The sequence below is a fragment of the Aquirufa sp. Wall-65K1 genome (assembly GCF_054558475.1).
On sequence record NZ_JBPXKD010000008.1, the window covers coordinates 84,104 to 102,210 of the forward strand.

Here is an 18,107-nt window from a genome sequence, read left to right on the forward strand (position 1 = left end):
TTATTGAAATGCTTGTTCAATGGATGGGCTAGGTTGAGAAAACCAGCGTGGGCCATCGGCAGTCATGTAAACGCAATCTTCTAAGCGAATGCCAAATTCTCCCGGAATAGCAATGGTCGGTTCTATACTAAAGCACATTCCTACTTGTAAAGGATCTTTATTCCCCTTTACCATATTTCCCCATTCATGTCCATTCATTCCGATTCCATGTCCTGTTCGATGCGGTAGACCAGGAAGGCGATATCCAGGTCCGAAGCCCGCATCTTCCAATACTTTTCGCGAAGCACGATCCACTTCCTCGCATTGTCTACCTAATTTAGCTGCGGCAAATCCTGCAGCTTGAGATTTTTTCTCTAAATCCCAAATTCTTCTTTGTTTGTCATTGGCTTTACCAAATACGATGGTTCGCGTGATGTCAGAACTATATCCACCTACCACACAGCCTACATCCAATAAAACCACATCTCCTTCTTTTAATATTTGAGCTTTATTACTCCCATGTGGAAAAGAAGTAGCTACACCCATGTTGACCAAAGCGAAATCATGCTGCGCACCTTGGCTTCGGTGGTATTGCGCTATCTTAGCTGAAACATCAGCAGGGGTCATGCCTTCCTTTAAACTGGCAATTCCAACTTTGATAGCCTCTACCGTAATATCATTCGCTTTTTGCATCAGGGCTATTTCGGCCTTTGATTTAATAATCCGACAAGGAATGCTAATCGGGTCGCCGCTTACCCATTGGAAAGCTGGCCCTGCTTTTCTTAAACCATCGAATATAAAAAAGCGGGTTCTTTCTTCCACTGCTATTTTTCCAGAACGAATCCCTTGGTCTTTTAGAAGCTGAATGGTCATGGTAAATGGATTTTCGTGTTCCTCCCAGGTTTGAACACGTTTACTCATGAGATTTATTTCACTAAATCTATCCTCTTCAAAAGTGGGGCAAATAAAACTCAGTTCCCCTTGGTCAGGAATGATAGCTAAAAGTGATCTTTCACTAGGATACCATTTTACCCCCGTGAAATATTCCATAGTGGTTCCCGCATCTAAAATGAGCGCCCTCATTTTATTCTTTAACAATAAGCTCTGCGCCTTCTCAATTCTTTGTTTTCTTTCTTCTAAACTAATGGGAATAATGGGTGAAGACTCTGGTATAGCTGTGGAGGCATTCGATATACTTGGAACAAGTAAGCCTAGGGTCGTGGATTGAAGAAATTGTCGTCGATGCATCATGTATTACTTGTCTAATTATGTTCTTTATGACTTTTTTTTAAAATAAAGGACAAAGATGCTAAGATTTTCATTCTGTGTCAGGGTAACAAAGCTTAAAATTTAAAGAGTCGGAAATTTTAAAGAAAATGCAGTTAAAGTACTATTTGGCGCATTTTTAATTACCACTAAATACATGAAATTGTACTTTTCTGATGAAATCTAGAAATTTTTTATTTTTTTCATAAGGATAGATAAGGACGGTTAGGGTATTGCTATATTCTAAATTTCGATAGTTATTAATCATGTTGCTTTAAAACTCAGCTTCTGAATTAATCTAAATCACACATTTTTAACCTTTAATTTTTTCTCTATGAAAAACAAATTTTACGATCTACGAATGGGAAATCGGACTGGAGGCTTGCTTCTAGCGCTGATTTTCTTTTTGTCCTCGGTAGCAATGGCACAGGCCCAGAATCTACGAGGTAAAGTAAGTGGTTCCGACGGGGAGCCTTTGATCGGTGCTGCCGTTACTATAGTTGGTACTACTCGTGGAGCTTCCACAGATGGTTCAGGTAACTTTGCCATCGATGTTAAAAACAATGAAACTTTACGTTTTAGTTCGGTTGGTTTTATATCCAAAGATGTAGTTTATTCAGGCCAAAAGACCTTGAATATTTCTTTAGCTGCGGACAATAAGACTTTGAACGAAATCGTAGTAGTAGGTTACGGTAGCCAGGTGAAAAAAGAAATCACAGGTGCCGTTCAAACAATTTCGTACAAAGAATTAAAAGATTTACCTGTAACTCAAATTGCACAGAAATTACAGGGTCAATTAGCTGGTGTTCAAATTAACCAAACAACAGGTAAGCCAGGAACGGGTATGAACGTACGTATTCGTGGTCAATTATCCGTATCTGCTGGTTCTGATCCATTATATGTAGTAGATGGTTTCCCTATTACAGGTAATATTGGTGCAATGAACCCAGATGAGATTGAAGATATTTCGATATTGAAAGACGCTTCTTCTACTTCGCTTTATGGTTCTCGTGCTGCGAATGGTGTGGTTTTGATTACTACGAAGAAAGGCAAAGGTGCTGGAATGACAGTAAGTTTTAATGCTTTTGCAGGAACTCAAAATGTGCCTATGAAAGGACGTCTTGATATGATGAATGCAGAGGAGTTTGCTACCTTCAAAAAGGAGTCTTATGAAGATGCAAAGCAGCCAGTGCCAGTTGAATTTCAAAATCCTGCTCAATACAGGGATAAAAATAATGACTGGTATGATGCTTTATTGAACAAAGATGCCCCTATTTCAAGTTATAATTTATCCATTACTTCCAATAAAGAAAAATCTAGAACCTCTTTAGTGGCTGGAGTATTACAACAAAAAGGTGTGGTTCGCAACACAGATTATCAACGTTATTCCTTGCGATTAAATTCAACATATGATATTTCTGATAAGGTAACCATTGGTTTCAACCTAGCTCCACAGATGGTTTATGATAATACACCTAGAACTGATGGTGACCGTGGTACAGGTATCTTATTCAATGCATTACATACTTGGCCAATCATGCCTATTTATGAGGCTGACGGTAAGACCTTAACTAAATTCAATCGTTTCCCAGCTAGTACAGGTAATATTTTTGCATATGCCAACTGGGTACGTTCGGCTGATGAATTAATTAATGAAACAACAACCACCAATTTGTTATCAAACGCATTTATTGAGTTTGAACCGATCAAAGGTTTGAAATTTAAATCTTCAATGAATGGTGAGATTTTAAGAACGAAGTTTTTCTACTTTAATCCATCGACTGCAACTTCTGCGATTAATGTGCCAATTCCAACCACGGCTTCATCCATTCGTGAGAACTTTGAAAATTTATCTTGGTTGAATGAAAATACAATAACATACTCCAAGACTATCAATGAAGATCATAAAGTGGAGTTATTAGGTGGTTATACCAACCAATATTTCCGTCAAGAGTCAACTCGTATCCAGGCGGATACCTATGCGGATGATCGTCTTCCAACTATTCAAGGTGCGATTAATATTGCAAGAGGAGGTACCAACTCTGGAGTTCAAGAGTGGTCATTAACTTCTTATTTGGCACGTTTGAATTACAATTACAAAGGCAAGTATTTATTTAATGCCGCTATTCGTAGTGATGGTTCATCTCGTTTTGGTGCTAACAACCGTTGGGGAACTTTCCCATCAGTAGGTGCTGGTTGGGTTGTTTCTGATGAAGCTTTTATGTCTGATTTACCAGTTGTATCATTCTTAAAGTTAAGAGGTAGCTGGGGTATTATTGGAAATAATAACTTAGGTAACTATACTTCTTATGCATTGATTAATAATACAGTCAATGGTGTATTTGGAAATACAGTTGCAACAGGTGCTGCAGTAAGTTCATTAGCCAATCCAAACTTAGGTTGGGAAACTACTCAACAATTAGATTTAGGGTTTGATTTAAACTTGTTTAATGATCGCATTAATTTTGCTTATGATTATTATACTAAGAATACTACTAACTTGTTGTATGCTGTTCAAATTGCTCAAGAATCAGGTTTTGGTAACTTCAATGATAACATTGGTGAGATTAAATTCTGGGGTCATGAATTTTCATTCAATACAAAAAATACGGTAGGGAAAGTTAAATGGACGACCAATGCAAATATTTCCTTTAACAGAAACGTAGTAGTAGCTTTAGCTCCGGGTATTGACCGTGTTTACGGATCTTTCCATATTACGAAAGTGGGTCAGCCATTTGGTCAATTTTATGGAGTTATTGCCGATGGAGTATATAAAAATGCAGAAGATTTAGCAAATAATCCTAAGGTTCCAGGACGTTCAACAGTGGGTAGTATCAAACTGAAGGATTTCAATGGTAATGGTGTTATTGATTACGGTGGAAACGCTGACGATAGAACCATCATGGGTAATCCATTCCCTGATTTTGTTTATGGTATTACTAATAACGTAACTTACGGAAATTGGGATTTCAACATCATTGGTTCGGGTTCTTATGGTAACCAATTATTAGTTCGTCACATTTATTCAACCGCTAACTTAGACGGTGTGTTTAACATGGTGGATGGTGCTAAATATCGTTTCCGTTCTGAAGCTAATCCAGGTATGGGTATGTATGGAACTACTGTTGGTGGTGGTAACGTAACAGGTATCGAGCGTGACTGGATGAACAGTCGTTTCGTAGCTGATGCTTCTTATTTTACTATTCGTAATATCACTTTGGGTTACACATTTGCTAAACCTACTAAGGTTTATAAGTCACTTCGTGTATATGCTTCTTGCCAACAAGCTTATGTGTTTACTAATTATTGGGGTGGACCAAATCCAGAAACAAGTGCACAAGGAAACGGTCAGGGTGACGGTGGTAACTTAAGTCCAGGTGTGGATTTATCTAACTATCCAGTACCAAGAACTTTTACAGTTGGTGCAAACTTCAACTTTTAATTAGCTAAATATTAAACTTTTATTTAGAAAAAAATGAAAAATAAAATCATATTAAGCTGTTTGTTAGCCATTGGATTATCAGGTTGCACAGCTGAATTTTTGGAAATAACTCCAGAGACAAGTTTAAGTTCGGTTACGTTTTTTAAGACCGAAGCCGATTTTACTCAAGCAGTGAATGCTTGTTATGTCCCATTACGAACTATTTACAATGACCGTTCGTATTTACTGTCTGAAATGCACTCTGATAATACGTATTATTACAGAAATACGGCATTTGGTGCAACTGAGCAGCAAGAGGATTTGGCTGATTTTTCGATTCCAGTATCGAATAATTTGACTACCAATACGCACGTATTAAATCAATATCGTCAAGATTATTTGATTATTGCTCGTGCCAATCAAATATTAGCTTTGATTGACAAAGCGGATTTTGATGCGGCTGCAAAGGCAAATTTGAAAGGACAAGCGCAATTTATGCGTGCTTTTGCCTACTTTGAAATTTATCGATATTTCAATAAGGGACCTTTGCAATTGACCCCCGTATCTAATAGGGAACAAGCTGCTGCTAAGCTTGGAACTGCAGATGACATATCTAAAATCATCATTGGAGATTTGACAGGTGCTATTGCTGGTTTAAAACCAAAATCGACGCAAGAGCCGGGACGTGCTACATCTGGTGCTGCCAAAGCTCTTTTAGCTAATTTGTACTTAATTCAAAAGAACTGGGCTGGTGCAGAAAAATTATGCAAAGAAATAATAGCTGAAGGTAGCTATTCATTGATGCCTGATTACAACAATGCATTCACGACGAGTACTTCGAATAAGAATAATGCAGAAAGTGTGTTTGAGGTTCAATATCAAGAAGGTGCAAATGGTTTTCAAGGATCATTCATGTATAATTTCTTGCCAAGACCTATGACTTCCGCTGAATTATTTACTCTAGCTGGTACTTCAAATCCTCAACCTCAGACAGGAGAGGGAAATAATGCACCTATGCCGGAGTTAATTAATTCATATGAAGCTGGAGACTTACGTAAAGATGCTTCTATTGGATATATTACTTGTTCAACAACTTTGTGGCAAGCAAAAACCTATCCTTACATCAAGAAGTTTGTAAGACCTCACGCATTGAATGGTAACCATGGTATGAACTGGCCTATTTTCCGTTATTCAGAGGTATTGTTATTCTTGGCTGAGGCTTTAAATGAGCAAGGAAAAACGGCTGAAGCAGCACCATACATGAATCAAGTACGTAAGCGTGCAGGATTGGCTAATACAACGGCTACTTCTCAAGCTGAATTCCGTACTGCTTTAATGAATGAGCGTCGTTGGGAGTTAGCTTTTGAAAATAAAAGATGGCATGACCTAACTCGTACAGATACGTTTAAAGAAAGAATAACAGCAAAAGGAAATGCGATCAAAGCGGACCCATTTGCACACTATTATGAAAGAGGATATACATTACGTAGTAACTCTTTCACCGTTATTGAAAAATATTATCCTCTGCCAGCTGATGAAGCAGCATTGAATCCTAATATTAAGTAATTTACAACTAGTTGAAATAGCTGTCCTAGGGTATCAGGACAGCTATTTTTTTCTCTTTTTTCTATGAAAACGTATTCATTTTACAGCCAAGTTCTTTTTTTAAGCCTTTGTTTTACAGGCTCAATACTAGGAGCTTCTCATATTCCGGATTTTAAAAAAGTGGTATTAAGTGCTACTTTTCTATCAGAAGGAGTTTGTGTGGGTGATGTAAATCATGATGGGAAAAAGGATGTCATGGCAGGTGCTTATTGGTTTGAAGCACCCAAGTGGACAAAGCATACCATCAGCGATGATGATATTCGTTATGATAAATCATTAAAAGTTTTTCCGAAAGACCATGTGTTTAAAGTGGACGAAGGATACAGTAATTCATTTTTAAATTTTGCCCAAGATGTTAACCACGACGGCTGGGTTGATTTGATTAAAGTGGGATTGCCAGGTGAAGCAGTTTTTTGGTTTGAAAATCCCAAAAACAAAGCTGAACTATGGAAAAAACATTTTTTATATGCCTCCATTGGAAATGAATCTCCGCTTTTTGAAGATGTCAATGGGGATGGATTGAAAGATATTATTGGCAACGATTCCAAGTCCAAGCAAATGGTTTGGTTGCAAGCACCTAACACTAAAAAAGATACTATTTGGAAAGCACACGTGATTTCCTCTAATCCTAGTCTTGGAACTCATAAATATACCCATGGTTTAGGTCATGGTGATATGAATGGTGATGGCAGAAAAGACATTATTTTCAAGGAAGGCTGGTGGGAATGTCCCAAGGATGTAATGACCAATGAATGGACCTACCATCCTTTGTCTTTAAGTTTTGATAGTGCACATATCATGGTGCTCGATATAGATGGTGATGGATTGGTGGATTTACTCAATTCATCAGCACATGATTATGGTATTTGGTGGCATCGTAGAACCGCCACTGGAGTGGAAACCCAAGTAATTCAAAAAGATTTATCTCAAACCCATGCCATGGCCATGGCGGATTTGAATGGAGATAAGCAACCCGATTTTGTGGTGGGTAAACGATTTATGGCGCATAATGGCAAAGATCCAGGTGAATTTGAGAAAGCCTTGTTGCGTTGGTATGAATTTAAACCAGGAAAAAATCCTAGCTGGATTAGTCATGACATTGATGAAGATTCTGGGGCAGGTATTCATATAGTCATAGAAGATATGAATCAAGATGGTTTAAAGGATATAGTTATTTCGAATAAAAAAGGCGTCTTTGTTTTTTATCATTATTCAAAGAAAAAGGCCTAAAAGCATATAAAACATTATATAAATGCAGAAATTTTCACTAATTTTTACCTATAATCTATATTACCTATGAAAAAACAATTATTGTACCTAGGCCTTGTGGGGCTGATGATTCCCTTTTTTGCGTTTCGCAGTCCCTCGGCAGGCCAACAGGACAAGCCTAAGGAAAAAGGATTCAAAAAAATCTTTGATGGAAAGAGCTTAAAAGGATGGGAGGGTGATCCTGCTTATTGGCGTGTGGAGAATGGATCTATTGTAGGAGAAATAACCCCTGCTACCGTTTTGAAAAGAAACCATTTCTTAATTTGGAGAGGTGGACAGCCAGCTGATTTTGAATTCAAAGCTGATGTTAAAATTACTAAAGCAGGAAATACTGGTGTGAATTATCGTTCTGAGGAATTATTACCTGATTTACCATTTGCATTAAAAGGGTATCAAGCTGACATCGATGGTAGTAACCGATATACCGGTCAAAATTATGAAGAGCGTGCTCGTACTACCCTGGCTTATCGTGGTGAGATTTCGGTGATTAATGAGCAAAAAGACCCAGAATTAAAGAATAATTTACGCACATTTGCCCAGAGAAATAACTGGACTGCTCGTCAAGTAAAAGGTTCATTAGGTAATTCGGATTCATTAAAGGTTAATATTAAATCAGAAGATTGGAATGAATTACATATTGTAGCTAAAGGAAATCACTTATTACACTACATCAATGGTGTTTTGATGAGTGATGTTACCGACTTAGATCAAATAAATGGTAAAGCTTCTGGTTGGTTAGGTATGCAAGTACACGTAGGTCCACCGATGAAAGTGGAATACAAAAATATTCGATTGAAAACTCTTAAATAAAACTCTATTAAATACATGAAAATGAGACCTCTAGTTAAACTTGGAATGGTGTTTGCAGCCGTGATTGCTTTAGGCAGTTTTGGCTACAATTCGCTCCACAAAGTACAGCCCGCTCTAGCAGAAGGGGCTAATCCTAAAACGGATAAGATTCGTTTACAACCCGGATTTAAAGTTGAACATATATTTAGCCCTTCGGATGCCAAAATGGGTTCTTGGGTGGCTATGTGTTTTGATGACAAGGGTAGAATGATTGCTTCTGACCAATATGGTGGATTGTTTCGTTTAACGATTCCTGCTATTGGTTCAAAAGACAATACTCCTAAAATTGAAAAATTGAAATTTGGTAAAGGAGCAGATACATTAGGAATCGGTAATGCACATGGATTATTGTATGCGTTCAATAGCCTATACGTAATGGTTAATGCGCGTGTTGCTCCGGTGAATCCTCCAGCAGCTCAAGCAGGTAGAAATCCTAATTTCGCGCCTAGTTATGCTCCACGTGGTAGTGGATTGTATCGTATCCAAGATTTAGATGGAGATGATCATTTCGATAAAATCACTTTGATGAAAGAATTCAAAGGTGAAGGTGAACATGGACCACACTCAATCATTTTATCTCCTGATAAAAAATCCATTTATTTAATCAATGGTAACCACACAGACGTACCTCCAATGGATGCGTATCGTTTGCCTAAAAACTGGCATGAAGATAATTTATTCCCTTTGATCAAGGATCCAAGAGGACATGCTAATGACCGTTATGCACCAGGTGGATATGTTGTTAATATTGATCCAGATGGTAAAAAATGGGAATTGATTAGTGCAGGATACAGAAATGCATTTGACATCGCATTCAACGAAGTTGGCGACTTATTTGCTTATGATGCAGATATGGAGTGGGATTTCGGTTTACCTTGGTACCGTCCAACGCGTATTAACCACGTAACTTCGGGTTCTGAACACGGATGGAGAACGGGTAATAGCAAATGGTCTCCTTCTTTACCGGATAATTTACCTCCAGTATTGAATATCGGTCAAGGTTCTCCTACAAGTTTATTGTCATTGCGTGATGCTAAATTTCCTGCAAAATACAAGAAATCATTGTTGGCATTCGACTGGACTTTTGGTATTGCTCACTTAATTAAGTTAAAACCACAAGGTTCTTCTTACACGGCAGATCGTGAAGAGTTTTTATCAGGTATTCCACTTCCATTAACTGACGGTCAAGTGGGCCCAGATGGAGCCTTGTATTTCTTAATTGGTGGTCGTCGTTTGGAGTCTGATTTGTACCGTGTTTCTTATAATGGTCCTGAAGAGGCAAGTATGAAGCCAGTAGTTTCTCAAATTACTCCTTTAAACGAATTGCGTCGCAAATTAGAGGTATTCCACAATGGTCCAAATCCAGCAGCAGTGACTACTGTTTGGCCGTATTTAAATAATCCAGATCGTTTTGTTCGTTATGCAGCTCGTATAGCTCTTGAGCATAATCCAGCTGACTCTTGGAAGGAAAAAGCCTTGAATGAAAAAGATCCTGTAACTGCCATCAATGCATTGATTGGTTTGATCCGTATGGATAAGCCAGAAAATAAAAATGCGATTAATGCTGCATTGTTAAAGATTGACAATAAAGGTTTCAATGAGGCATTGCAGATCGATTATATCCGTGCTTTTGAGTTAAATATTTTAAGAAACGGTTTACCAGATGCTTCTCAATCAGCCGCTATTGTAGCTAAGTTTGATGCCATGTATCCAGCTAAACAAATGAACTTAACTCGTTCATTAAGCCGTATTTTGATTACTTTGGAAGCGCCAGGTATCATTCCTCGTACTTTGAAATTAATGGAGACAAAGGATACTGCTTCCGTAGCAGCTTACCGTGCGGAAACAGCTACATCTTCGGCTGACTTAATCATGCGTAACCCTCAGTATGGAACGGATATTGCTCGAATGTTGGAAAAAATTCCACCAGCTCAGCAGACTTATTTAGCTACTATGTTAAGTGCGGCTAAAAACAATTGGACTCCAGAATTACATGATCGTTATTTTGCTTGGTTCCGTAAGGGATTTGAGTATCAAGGTGGACGTAGTTATGTAGGTTTCATTGATCGTGCTCGTAAATTGGCTTTGAAAAATGTAGCTGAATCGCAACGTGCTAAATATGACAAATTATCTGGAGCTGATTTATTAACAGCTAATGGTAATGATTTAGTGAAAGTAAATGCTCCGAAAGGTCCAGGTAAAAACTGGAAAGTAGAGGATGCTGTAGCTATTTTGGATGCACCATTAACTAACCGTGATTTCCAAAATGGAAAGTCGATGTTTGCAGCTACAACTTGTAGAAACTGTCATGCCGTAGGTTCTGATGGTGGTGGAAATGTTGGTCCAGACTTAACTAATTTAGGAACTCGTTTTTCTAAGAAGGATATTTTGGAAGCAATCATCGAACCTAATAAAGTTGTTTCTGATCAGTATGCTGCTTCTCAATTGATGTTGAGAAATGGTACTTCCGTAGTGGGTCGTATTACTAACCAAGATAAGGTTGCTTTCTACGTGTCACAAAACCCGTATGCTCCAGATCAGGTTGAAAAAGTATTGAAGAAAAATGTAACTTCTGTGAAATACTCTGGTGTTTCTCCTATGTTAGCAGGTTTAATCAATAGTTTAAATGCAGAAGAATTGAAAGATTTGATGGCATATTTAATGTCAGGTGGTAGTGAGAGCAATGCTATGTTTGCCAAACCAGCTGCGAAATAATTGAAGAGAAAAAGATGACGTATCCTTGGAAAGATAAAATATCCAATCACAAGCAACTCGGAGGCATTGAAACCTCCACTTTAGATAATGGAGCTGGTATAGGCGTTCGAATTGCTTGGATGGATACGGGAGCGGGATTTCGCTATAAAATAGTTCTAGATCGCGGCATGGATATTGCCGAGGCCTTTTACCAAGAGAAAAGTTTAGCATGGATTTCCCATGCAGGTATTACCAGTCCACAGCCCCTGTCAGACCAGGGGCTGCACTGGTTACGTACTTTTGGAGGAGGACTACTTACGACCTGCGGTTTAGACCATGTGGGAGGACCCGAGCAAGATGAGTATGGCAGTCGGGGTATCCATGGAAAAATCAGTAATCAAATCGCTGAAATTACGTCCATCGTACAGCCTGATATTCACTCAGGTCAGTTAGACATGAGTATTTCAGGTATTATTCGTCAACATGTCATTTTTGGTCCATGTTTGACTTTGAAAAGAACTATTTCTGGTCGACTTGGTGAAGCATTTTTAAAGATTGAAGATGAAATCATCAATGAAGGCAATATGGACGCCCCATTGATGTTATTATATCACTTTAATTTTGGTTGGCCTCTAGTAGATCAAGGAACAAAGATTGTAGCGGAAGGAACTTGGAAATATCGTTTTGAGGGAACTCAAGATGCTTTGATTTTCAAGGAAGGAAATGATTATAAAACTTGTCCAGCACCCTTGGATATCCATTTGGGTGGGGGAGAAGAAGTTGCCTTTATCGATGCAGCCACAGATGCCCAGCATCAAGTAGCTTGCGGACTTTACAATGAAAAGCTAGGACTAGGAGTCAAGATGTCTTACGACAAAAGGACATTGCCTAGTTTAACCAATTGGCAGCATTGGGGAAAGGATGAATATGTCACCGGGATAGAACCTGGAACGAACCCTCCCATAGGTCAAAAAGCAGCTAGGGAAGAAGGCTCTTTAGTTTTTCTAGCCCCTAGAGCCAGTAAGCGTTTTTCTGTGACTTTAGAAGTCTTAGATCAACAAAAACAAGCAGAGAAATTAACTAATTTTATACAATAAAAGATTGCCTATTCTTATGAAAAACAAAGCAGAAAAAGCCCTGGAGCAAGGAAAGGGCATATTGCGTTTAGCGCCAACTTGGGTACCAAGATCATTTTGTGTTCCAGGTCGTCGTATTAAATTGCATCCAGATGATTATTATGTACTCGGCGGAGTACGAGGAGGAATTGATGAGCGTTGGTTATCATCTACTACCCCTGCTAAAAATGGTCCATTAACCGGAGAAAACGAAGGTCTTAGTGCTGTGGTTTATTCTGAAGGTGGCAAGGAAGAACAAATCCTATTAAAGGATGTCATTGAAGAATTAGGTGGCCAAATTATTGGTGATCGTCTTTGGAATGAATATAAGTCTTGGCCTATGTATTCAAAGTTTTTTGATAACATGGGTCCTTTACCTCACCACATTCACCACAATGACGAGCATGCGGCTAAGATTGGACAATTAGGTAAGCCAGAAGCATATTATTTTCCTCCACAATTGAATAACCATGGAGGTGATTTTCCTTATACGTTCTTTGGTATTGCACCGGGAACCACCAAAGAGCAAATCAAAGAATGTTTACAGAACTTTACCAAGGGTGATAATAAAATCACCATGTTCTCTCAAGCTTTCCCATTAATTCCGGGAACAGGCTGGGATGTGCCTCCAGGCATGTTACATGCTCCAGGTAGCCTTTGTACTTATGAGCCTCAGAAAGCTTCTGACGTGTTTGCCATGTACCAATCTTTGGTTAATGAGGCGATCATTCCAGAGGAATTATTGTGGAATGGTACTCCAAAAGAAGAAATCGGTAATTATGACCAATTGATGGAAGTTATTGACTGGGACTTAAATACCAATCCTAATTTATTGGAAACTCGTTTTATGGCTCCAATTCCTGTAAAGGATGAGGCTGAAATGGCTAAAGAAGGGTATTCTGAGAAATGGGTTTGCTACCGTTCAGAGGCATTCTCTGCCAAAGAATTAACTGTATTCCCTTGTCAAACTGTTACCATCAAAGATGCCGCTGCTTATGGCTTAATCATGATGCAAGGTCATGGTAAAATGGGTGTTTGGAATATTGAAACTCCAGCCATGATTCGTTACGGCCAATTAACCAATGATGAGTTCTTTGTGACTGAGAAAGCGGCTCAAGAAGGCGTTGTCATCACTAACCATTCTTCTACTGATCCTATTGTGATGTTGAAGCACTTTGGTCCAAACAATCCTGATTTAAAATTATAATTGATATAAACCATTTGAACAAATGACACAAATAAATAATTATCCAAAATTGCATAATGCCACTTGGCCTGGCATCGTGGGTAAGGGTCCAGATTCCGAGCCAGTTATTTCTTTAGATCAAATGCTTGAAATGACTGCGGCCGCAGAAGTGGATGGCGTAAAATTTGATGGGGTGGATGTGGGTTTATTTGATCCGCATTTTGATATTAATTCGGGTAAGGAAGGCGCAAAACGCCTTGCCGATAAAGTAGCAGCTCATGGTTTAGAAATTGGTAGCTTGGTTGCTCCTATTTGGGGTGGACCTGCTATTGGCTCTAAGGCAGATCAAGACACTTTTGTTGACATGGTCAAAAAATCATGTGAAATCGGTCAAACTTTACGTGAAATGGGTATTCGTCCTAACGGTATTGTTCGTATTGATTCTGCCAGTGGTGTGTCTGATTGGGCCAAAGATCCAGTAGGTAATTCCAAGAAAATTGTAGAAACCTTTCAAAGGGCTTGTGATGTGGCAGCTGATTACGGCGAGCGTTTAGCTGCTGAAGGTGAAATTTGCTGGGGTGGTATGCACTCTTGGCGTCACATGGTAGCTACTTTGGAAGCCGTAGATCGTAAAAACATCGGTTTCCAAGCGGATATGTCACATACGTTGTTGTATACCATGGGTTATAATTCTCCGGAGGACCGTATCTTACCAGAAGGTTACGACTGGTCTGATCGTGAGGTGTTGAAAGATGCTTTACGCCAATTAACAGCGGCGCTTCGTCCTTGGACCATCGACTTCCATGTAGCTCAAAATGACGGAACAGTGCATGGAACAGGTAGTCACGATAAAACTGGTAGACACTGCCAAGCTACAGATCCTAATGGAAAATTAGTGGTGGCTGAAGATGCTGGATTTTGGTTACGCGATGAAAAAGGTGAATTGACCAAAGCATTCCAGCATATTTGTTGGGATGGTTGTATGTTCAGTAATGAAGTAATGTTACAACAAAAAACCTGGAATGACATTTTAGCTACCATGATTAAGGTACGCAATGCACATGGTTGGTCTTAAGATTTTGAAATATATTTGACAATGGAAAAGAAAAAATTAAGAATAGGATTGATCGGAACGGGCTTCATGGGAAGAACCCACTCCAATGGTTTTAACCGCATCACCAACTTTTTCCCTAATCTAGCTTATGAGCCTGTTATGCAAGCTGTTTGCTCTAGAAATGAGGAAAAGGTGAAGGCATTCGCTGAGCAATGGGGATATGCTTCCTACGAAACAGATTGGCGTAAATTAATTGCTCGTGATGATATCGATGCAGTAGATATTTGTACGCCTAACGATACTCACGCTGAAATCGCGATTGCGGCTGCGAAAGCTGGAAAAATGATTCTTTGCGAAAAACCTTTGTCCAGAACATTGGCTGAGGGTGAAGAAATGGTTAAGGAAATTGAAGCTTCAGGTGTCAAGAATACGGTTTGGTATAATTACCGCCGTCTTCCAGCTGTAACTTTGGCGAAACAAATCGTTAATTCAGGTAAATTAGGTCGTATTTTTCATTACCGTGCCAACTTCTTGCAGGATTGGACCATTAGTCCAGATTTACCTCAAGGGGGTGCCGGTACTTGGCGTTTAGACGTTGAGGCAGCTGGTTCTGGTGTTACGGGCGACTTGCTTGCACACTGTATTGATACTGCTTTATGGATCAATGGTGGAATCACAGATGTTTCTGCCATGACTGAAACGTTCATTAAAGAACGTGTTCACACAGATTCTGGACAAGTGCAAAAAGTTGGTATTGATGATGCTTGCTTGTTTCACTGCCACTTTGAAAATGGTTCTTTAGGCTTGTTTGAGTCTACGCGTTATGCTCGTGGACATAAGGCTTTATATACATTTGAAATCAATGGTGAGCATGCTTCTCTTCGTTGGGATTTACATGACCTGAACCGTTTAGAAATGTATGATCATGCGGATGATTCTATCGTGCGTGGTTGGAAGTCTATTTTGGTAACAGATGGTGATCAGCCTTACATGGATAAATGGTGGGTTCCAGGATTATCCATCGGTTATGAGCATAGCTTTGTGCATCAGGCAGCGGATTTCTTGAAATCATTGGAGACAGGCGAACCTTGTTCACCTACTTTCCGTGAGGCCTTACAAACTCAGAAAGTATGTGAAGCCGTGATTGATTCAGCGAAGCAAAAACAATGGAAGGATACTCATGTAGAGTGGCCTTGTTAATTAATTAAATGGAATGTAGGGTGGAAGGAGAGAAACCAGTACTAGAGCTCAGTCATGTATCTATTGCTTATTCGGGAACTCCCATCTTACATTCCGTTGATTTATCCTTATATCCAGGAGAAATCCACGCCTTAGTGGGTGAAAATGGAGCCGGTAAATCTACTTTAATGAAGACTATTTTAGGAATCATCTCTCCAGATAAAGGGGAGGTGATTTTTTTTGGTCAAAAACGTCAGCAGCAAAGTTTGAAACAAATCATGGATAGCGGAATATCCATGATTCATCAAGAATTAATGTTGATACCAGAATTAAGTGTTGAAGAAAATATCTTTTTGGGAAGAGAAAATGAATTGGGATTCTGGCCTTGGGAAAGGAAGAAAAATGCCCGATTAAAAGCTTTGGAATTGTTGGCGGATTGTGATATCCCCATGGATCCAAGTGCCCTAGTTAAGAATTTATCGATTGCCGAACAACAACTCGTGGAGATCTTGAGGGCTATCTCTCAGCAAGCCAAATTGATCTTAATGGATGAACCCACTTCTTCCTTATCTGAAAAGGAAATAAGCTTGTTTCGGCGTCTAATTAATAAATTAAAAAATGAGGGAGTTAGTATTTTATTTACTTCCCACAAAATGGAGGAGATATTTGGCTTCTCCGATCGAATATCTGTTTTACGCGATGGTTATTTAATATCATCAAAATTAAGGGATGATAGTACTGAGCAAGAGGTAGTCCAACAAATGGTAGGCCGGGAAATGAATCAATTTTTCCCTCAGCGTGAGGTGCTAAGAGGAGATTTGTGTTTGCAGGTTAAAGGCTTGGGTATTCCAAATTTATTTCAAGATATTCAGTTTGATTTACACCAAGGGGAAATCTTAGGTTTGGGGGGATTGGTGGGTGCCGGTAGGACTGACATCGGTAAAGCTTTAGCTGGACTACTCATTCCTCAAAGTGGAGAAATCATTTGGAAAGGTCAAGCCATCAAGTTCAAAAATCCTCAAGACGCCATGAAGCACGGAATTGGCTATGTCAGTGAGGATAGAAAGGAAATGGGATTTATTCCTGAGTTTTCGGTTCAACAAAATATAAGCTTGTCTTCTTTGTTGGATTTTCAGCGTTGGGGAGTGTTGAATCAAGCGAAAGAAAAAGAAATAGCCAAGGGGCATATATCGCGACTTAAAATCAAATCCAAGGGTCCAGAACAAGCGGTGATGAATTTAAGTGGTGGAAATCAACAAAAAGTGGTTTTTGGACGTGTTTTGCAACATGTCCCCGAGGTTTTAATATTGGATGAACCTACCCGAGGAATCGATGTGCAAGCCAAATTCGAAATTTATACCTTAATGGCTGAATTAAGTAAACAAGGTAAATCCATCATATTGATTTCTTCCGATTTGCCTGAATTGATGCACATGAGTGATCGGATTTTGGTAATATCCAAAGGAAAGCAAACCGCTACCTTACATAAAGAAGAGACTAGCCCAGCAGAGATTATGTCTTATGCTATGAAATAATATGCGTATGAATTTGAAAAAAATACTTTTTGGTAGTCAATCGGGAGGAATCTTTTTAGCCCTGATTTTAATGTGTGTTTTAATATCCACTTTGACACCACGTTTTTTAACCGATACCAATTTATTAGTCATTTTGAATCAAGTGTCCGTCAATGCCATTTTGGCCTTTGGTGTGACTTTTGTGATTATTTCAGGTGGAATAGACTTGTCCTTAGGGTCCATGTTGGCTGTGGCGGGTGTCGTGGCCGCATTATTTGCCAAATCAGAAGGTGGCAATGTTTATCTGTCCTTATTTATGGCCTTGGCAGTAGGGGCACTGATGGGTGCTTTGAATGGATTTACGGTCATCTTATCTAAAGTTCCGCCTTTCATCGTCACCTTAGGTACCATGACCATTGCTCGCGGAGCAGCTTTAATCATTTCATCGGGAAGGCCGGTTTCAGACTTATCGGAATCTTTTAACTTTCTGGGAAACGGAGACTTATTCGGCATTCCAATTCCCATCTTATTTTTAATAGGCACCTACCTTATTTGTCATTTCGTTTTGACACAAACGGTTTTTGGTCGCTACGTGACTGCCATTGGTGGAAATGAAACTGCAGCTTGGGTAGCAGGTATTCCTGTAGCTAAAGTAAAATGGTGGGTATATACTATTTGTGGCTTGTTTGCGGCTTTGGGTGGTATATTGTTATCTGCACGTATCAATACTGGGCAACCTAATGCGGGATTAGGATTTGAATTAGATGCTATTGCGGCCGTAATTATAGGGGGTACTAGTACTCGTGGAGGTAAAGGAAGTATGACAGGAACTCTTTTGGGGGTATTGTTCATTGGGGTAATTAATAATGGATTGGATTTATTAAATGTTTCAGCCTATTGGCAGCAAGTAGTCATGGGTGGAATCATTATATTAGCAGTTGTATTAGATAGTGTTTATCAAAAAATGAAACGTTAG

Annotated in this window: 12 protein-coding genes; 11 read left to right on the forward strand and 1 reads right to left on the reverse strand. The window is 39.1% G+C overall.

The genetic code is table 11. From position 1 onward, the window contains the following. On the reverse strand, nucleotides 1–1,230 hold the full coding sequence (locus ACST15_RS11725) for a M24 family metallopeptidase (RefSeq protein ID WP_459454846.1): 1,230 nt from the start codon (nucleotides 1,228–1,230) through the stop codon (nucleotides 1–3). A gap of 349 nt (nucleotides 1,231–1,579) precedes the next feature. On the opposite strand from ACST15_RS11725, the gene ACST15_RS11730 reads away from it, so the two are divergent. From ACST15_RS11730 to ACST15_RS11780, 11 genes are all read left to right on the forward strand, one after another. Beyond that, entirely contained in the window at nucleotides 1,580–4,687 is a 3,108-nt protein-coding gene (locus ACST15_RS11730) for a SusC/RagA family TonB-linked outer membrane protein (RefSeq protein ID WP_459454847.1), read from the forward strand. 33 nt (nucleotides 4,688–4,720) lie between these two features. Then, nucleotides 4,721–6,232, forward strand: coding sequence for a RagB/SusD family nutrient uptake outer membrane protein (locus ACST15_RS11735; RefSeq protein ID WP_459454848.1), 1,512 nt, complete (start codon nucleotides 4,721–4,723; stop codon nucleotides 6,230–6,232). A 63-nt stretch (nucleotides 6,233–6,295) separates the two neighbouring features. Then, on the forward strand, nucleotides 6,296–7,501 hold the full coding sequence (locus ACST15_RS11740) for an FG-GAP repeat domain-containing protein (protein ID WP_459454849.1): 1,206 nt from the start codon (nucleotides 6,296–6,298) through the stop codon (nucleotides 7,499–7,501). Nucleotides 7,502–7,606: 105 nt separating this feature from the next. Continuing rightward, the gene (locus ACST15_RS11745) at nucleotides 7,607–8,350 is read left to right on the forward strand and encodes a 3-keto-disaccharide hydrolase (protein ID WP_459454892.1); all 744 of its coding nucleotides are present in this window, start codon (nucleotides 7,607–7,609) and stop codon (nucleotides 8,348–8,350) included. A gap of 15 nt (nucleotides 8,351–8,365) precedes the next feature. Next, nucleotides 8,366–11,104, forward strand: coding sequence for a c-type cytochrome (locus ACST15_RS11750; RefSeq protein ID WP_459454850.1), 2,739 nt, complete (start codon nucleotides 8,366–8,368; stop codon nucleotides 11,102–11,104). Nucleotides 11,105–11,118: 14 nt separating this feature from the next. Then, complete coding sequence (locus tag ACST15_RS11755; RefSeq protein ID WP_459454851.1) at nucleotides 11,119–12,180, forward strand: aldose 1-epimerase family protein; 1,062 nt, start codon at nucleotides 11,119–11,121, stop codon at nucleotides 12,178–12,180. 16 nt (nucleotides 12,181–12,196) lie between these two features. Then, on the forward strand, nucleotides 12,197–13,405 hold the full coding sequence (locus ACST15_RS11760; RefSeq protein WP_459454852.1) for a class I mannose-6-phosphate isomerase: 1,209 nt from the start codon (nucleotides 12,197–12,199) through the stop codon (nucleotides 13,403–13,405). A 22-nt stretch (nucleotides 13,406–13,427) separates the two neighbouring features. Next, nucleotides 13,428–14,459 carry a sugar phosphate isomerase/epimerase family protein gene (locus ACST15_RS11765; RefSeq protein ID WP_459454853.1) on the forward strand — a complete coding sequence of 344 codons (1,032 nt, stop codon included), beginning with the start codon at nucleotides 13,428–13,430 and terminating at the stop codon, nucleotides 14,457–14,459. Nucleotides 14,460–14,480: 21 nt separating this feature from the next. Continuing rightward, entirely contained in the window at nucleotides 14,481–15,638 is a 1,158-nt protein-coding gene (locus ACST15_RS11770) for a Gfo/Idh/MocA family protein (RefSeq protein ID WP_459454854.1), read from the forward strand. Between the two features lie 20 nt (nucleotides 15,639–15,658). Further along, on the forward strand, nucleotides 15,659–17,152 hold the full coding sequence (locus ACST15_RS11775) for a sugar ABC transporter ATP-binding protein (protein WP_459454855.1): 1,494 nt from the start codon (nucleotides 15,659–15,661) through the stop codon (nucleotides 17,150–17,152). A 7-nt stretch (nucleotides 17,153–17,159) separates the two neighbouring features. Next, nucleotides 17,160–18,107, forward strand: a complete 948-nt coding sequence (locus ACST15_RS11780; protein ID WP_459454856.1) for an ABC transporter permease — start codon at nucleotides 17,160–17,162, stop codon at nucleotides 18,105–18,107.

Excerpts from the sequence above, each read along its gene's own strand:
- ACST15_RS11725 (WP_459454846.1), bottom strand. The coding sequence starts at position 1,230 with ATGATGCATCGACGACAATTTCTTCAATCCACGACCCTAGGCTTACTT.
- ACST15_RS11730 (WP_459454847.1), top strand. The coding sequence starts at position 1,580 with ATGAAAAACAAATTTTACGATCTACGAATGGGAAATCGGACTGGAGGC.
- ACST15_RS11735 (WP_459454848.1), top strand. The coding sequence starts at position 4,721 with ATGAAAAATAAAATCATATTAAGCTGTTTGTTAGCCATTGGATTATCA.
- ACST15_RS11740 (WP_459454849.1), top strand. The coding sequence starts at position 6,296 with ATGAAAACGTATTCATTTTACAGCCAAGTTCTTTTTTTAAGCCTTTGT.
- ACST15_RS11745 (WP_459454892.1), top strand. The coding sequence starts at position 7,607 with ATGATTCCCTTTTTTGCGTTTCGCAGTCCCTCGGCAGGCCAACAGGAC.
- ACST15_RS11750 (WP_459454850.1), top strand. The coding sequence starts at position 8,366 with ATGAAAATGAGACCTCTAGTTAAACTTGGAATGGTGTTTGCAGCCGTG.
- ACST15_RS11755 (WP_459454851.1), top strand. The coding sequence starts at position 11,119 with ATGACGTATCCTTGGAAAGATAAAATATCCAATCACAAGCAACTCGGA.
- ACST15_RS11760 (WP_459454852.1), top strand. The coding sequence starts at position 12,197 with ATGAAAAACAAAGCAGAAAAAGCCCTGGAGCAAGGAAAGGGCATATTG.
- ACST15_RS11765 (WP_459454853.1), top strand. The coding sequence starts at position 13,428 with ATGACACAAATAAATAATTATCCAAAATTGCATAATGCCACTTGGCCT.
- ACST15_RS11770 (WP_459454854.1), top strand. The coding sequence starts at position 14,481 with ATGGAAAAGAAAAAATTAAGAATAGGATTGATCGGAACGGGCTTCATG.
- ACST15_RS11780 (WP_459454856.1), top strand. The coding sequence starts at position 17,160 with ATGAATTTGAAAAAAATACTTTTTGGTAGTCAATCGGGAGGAATCTTT.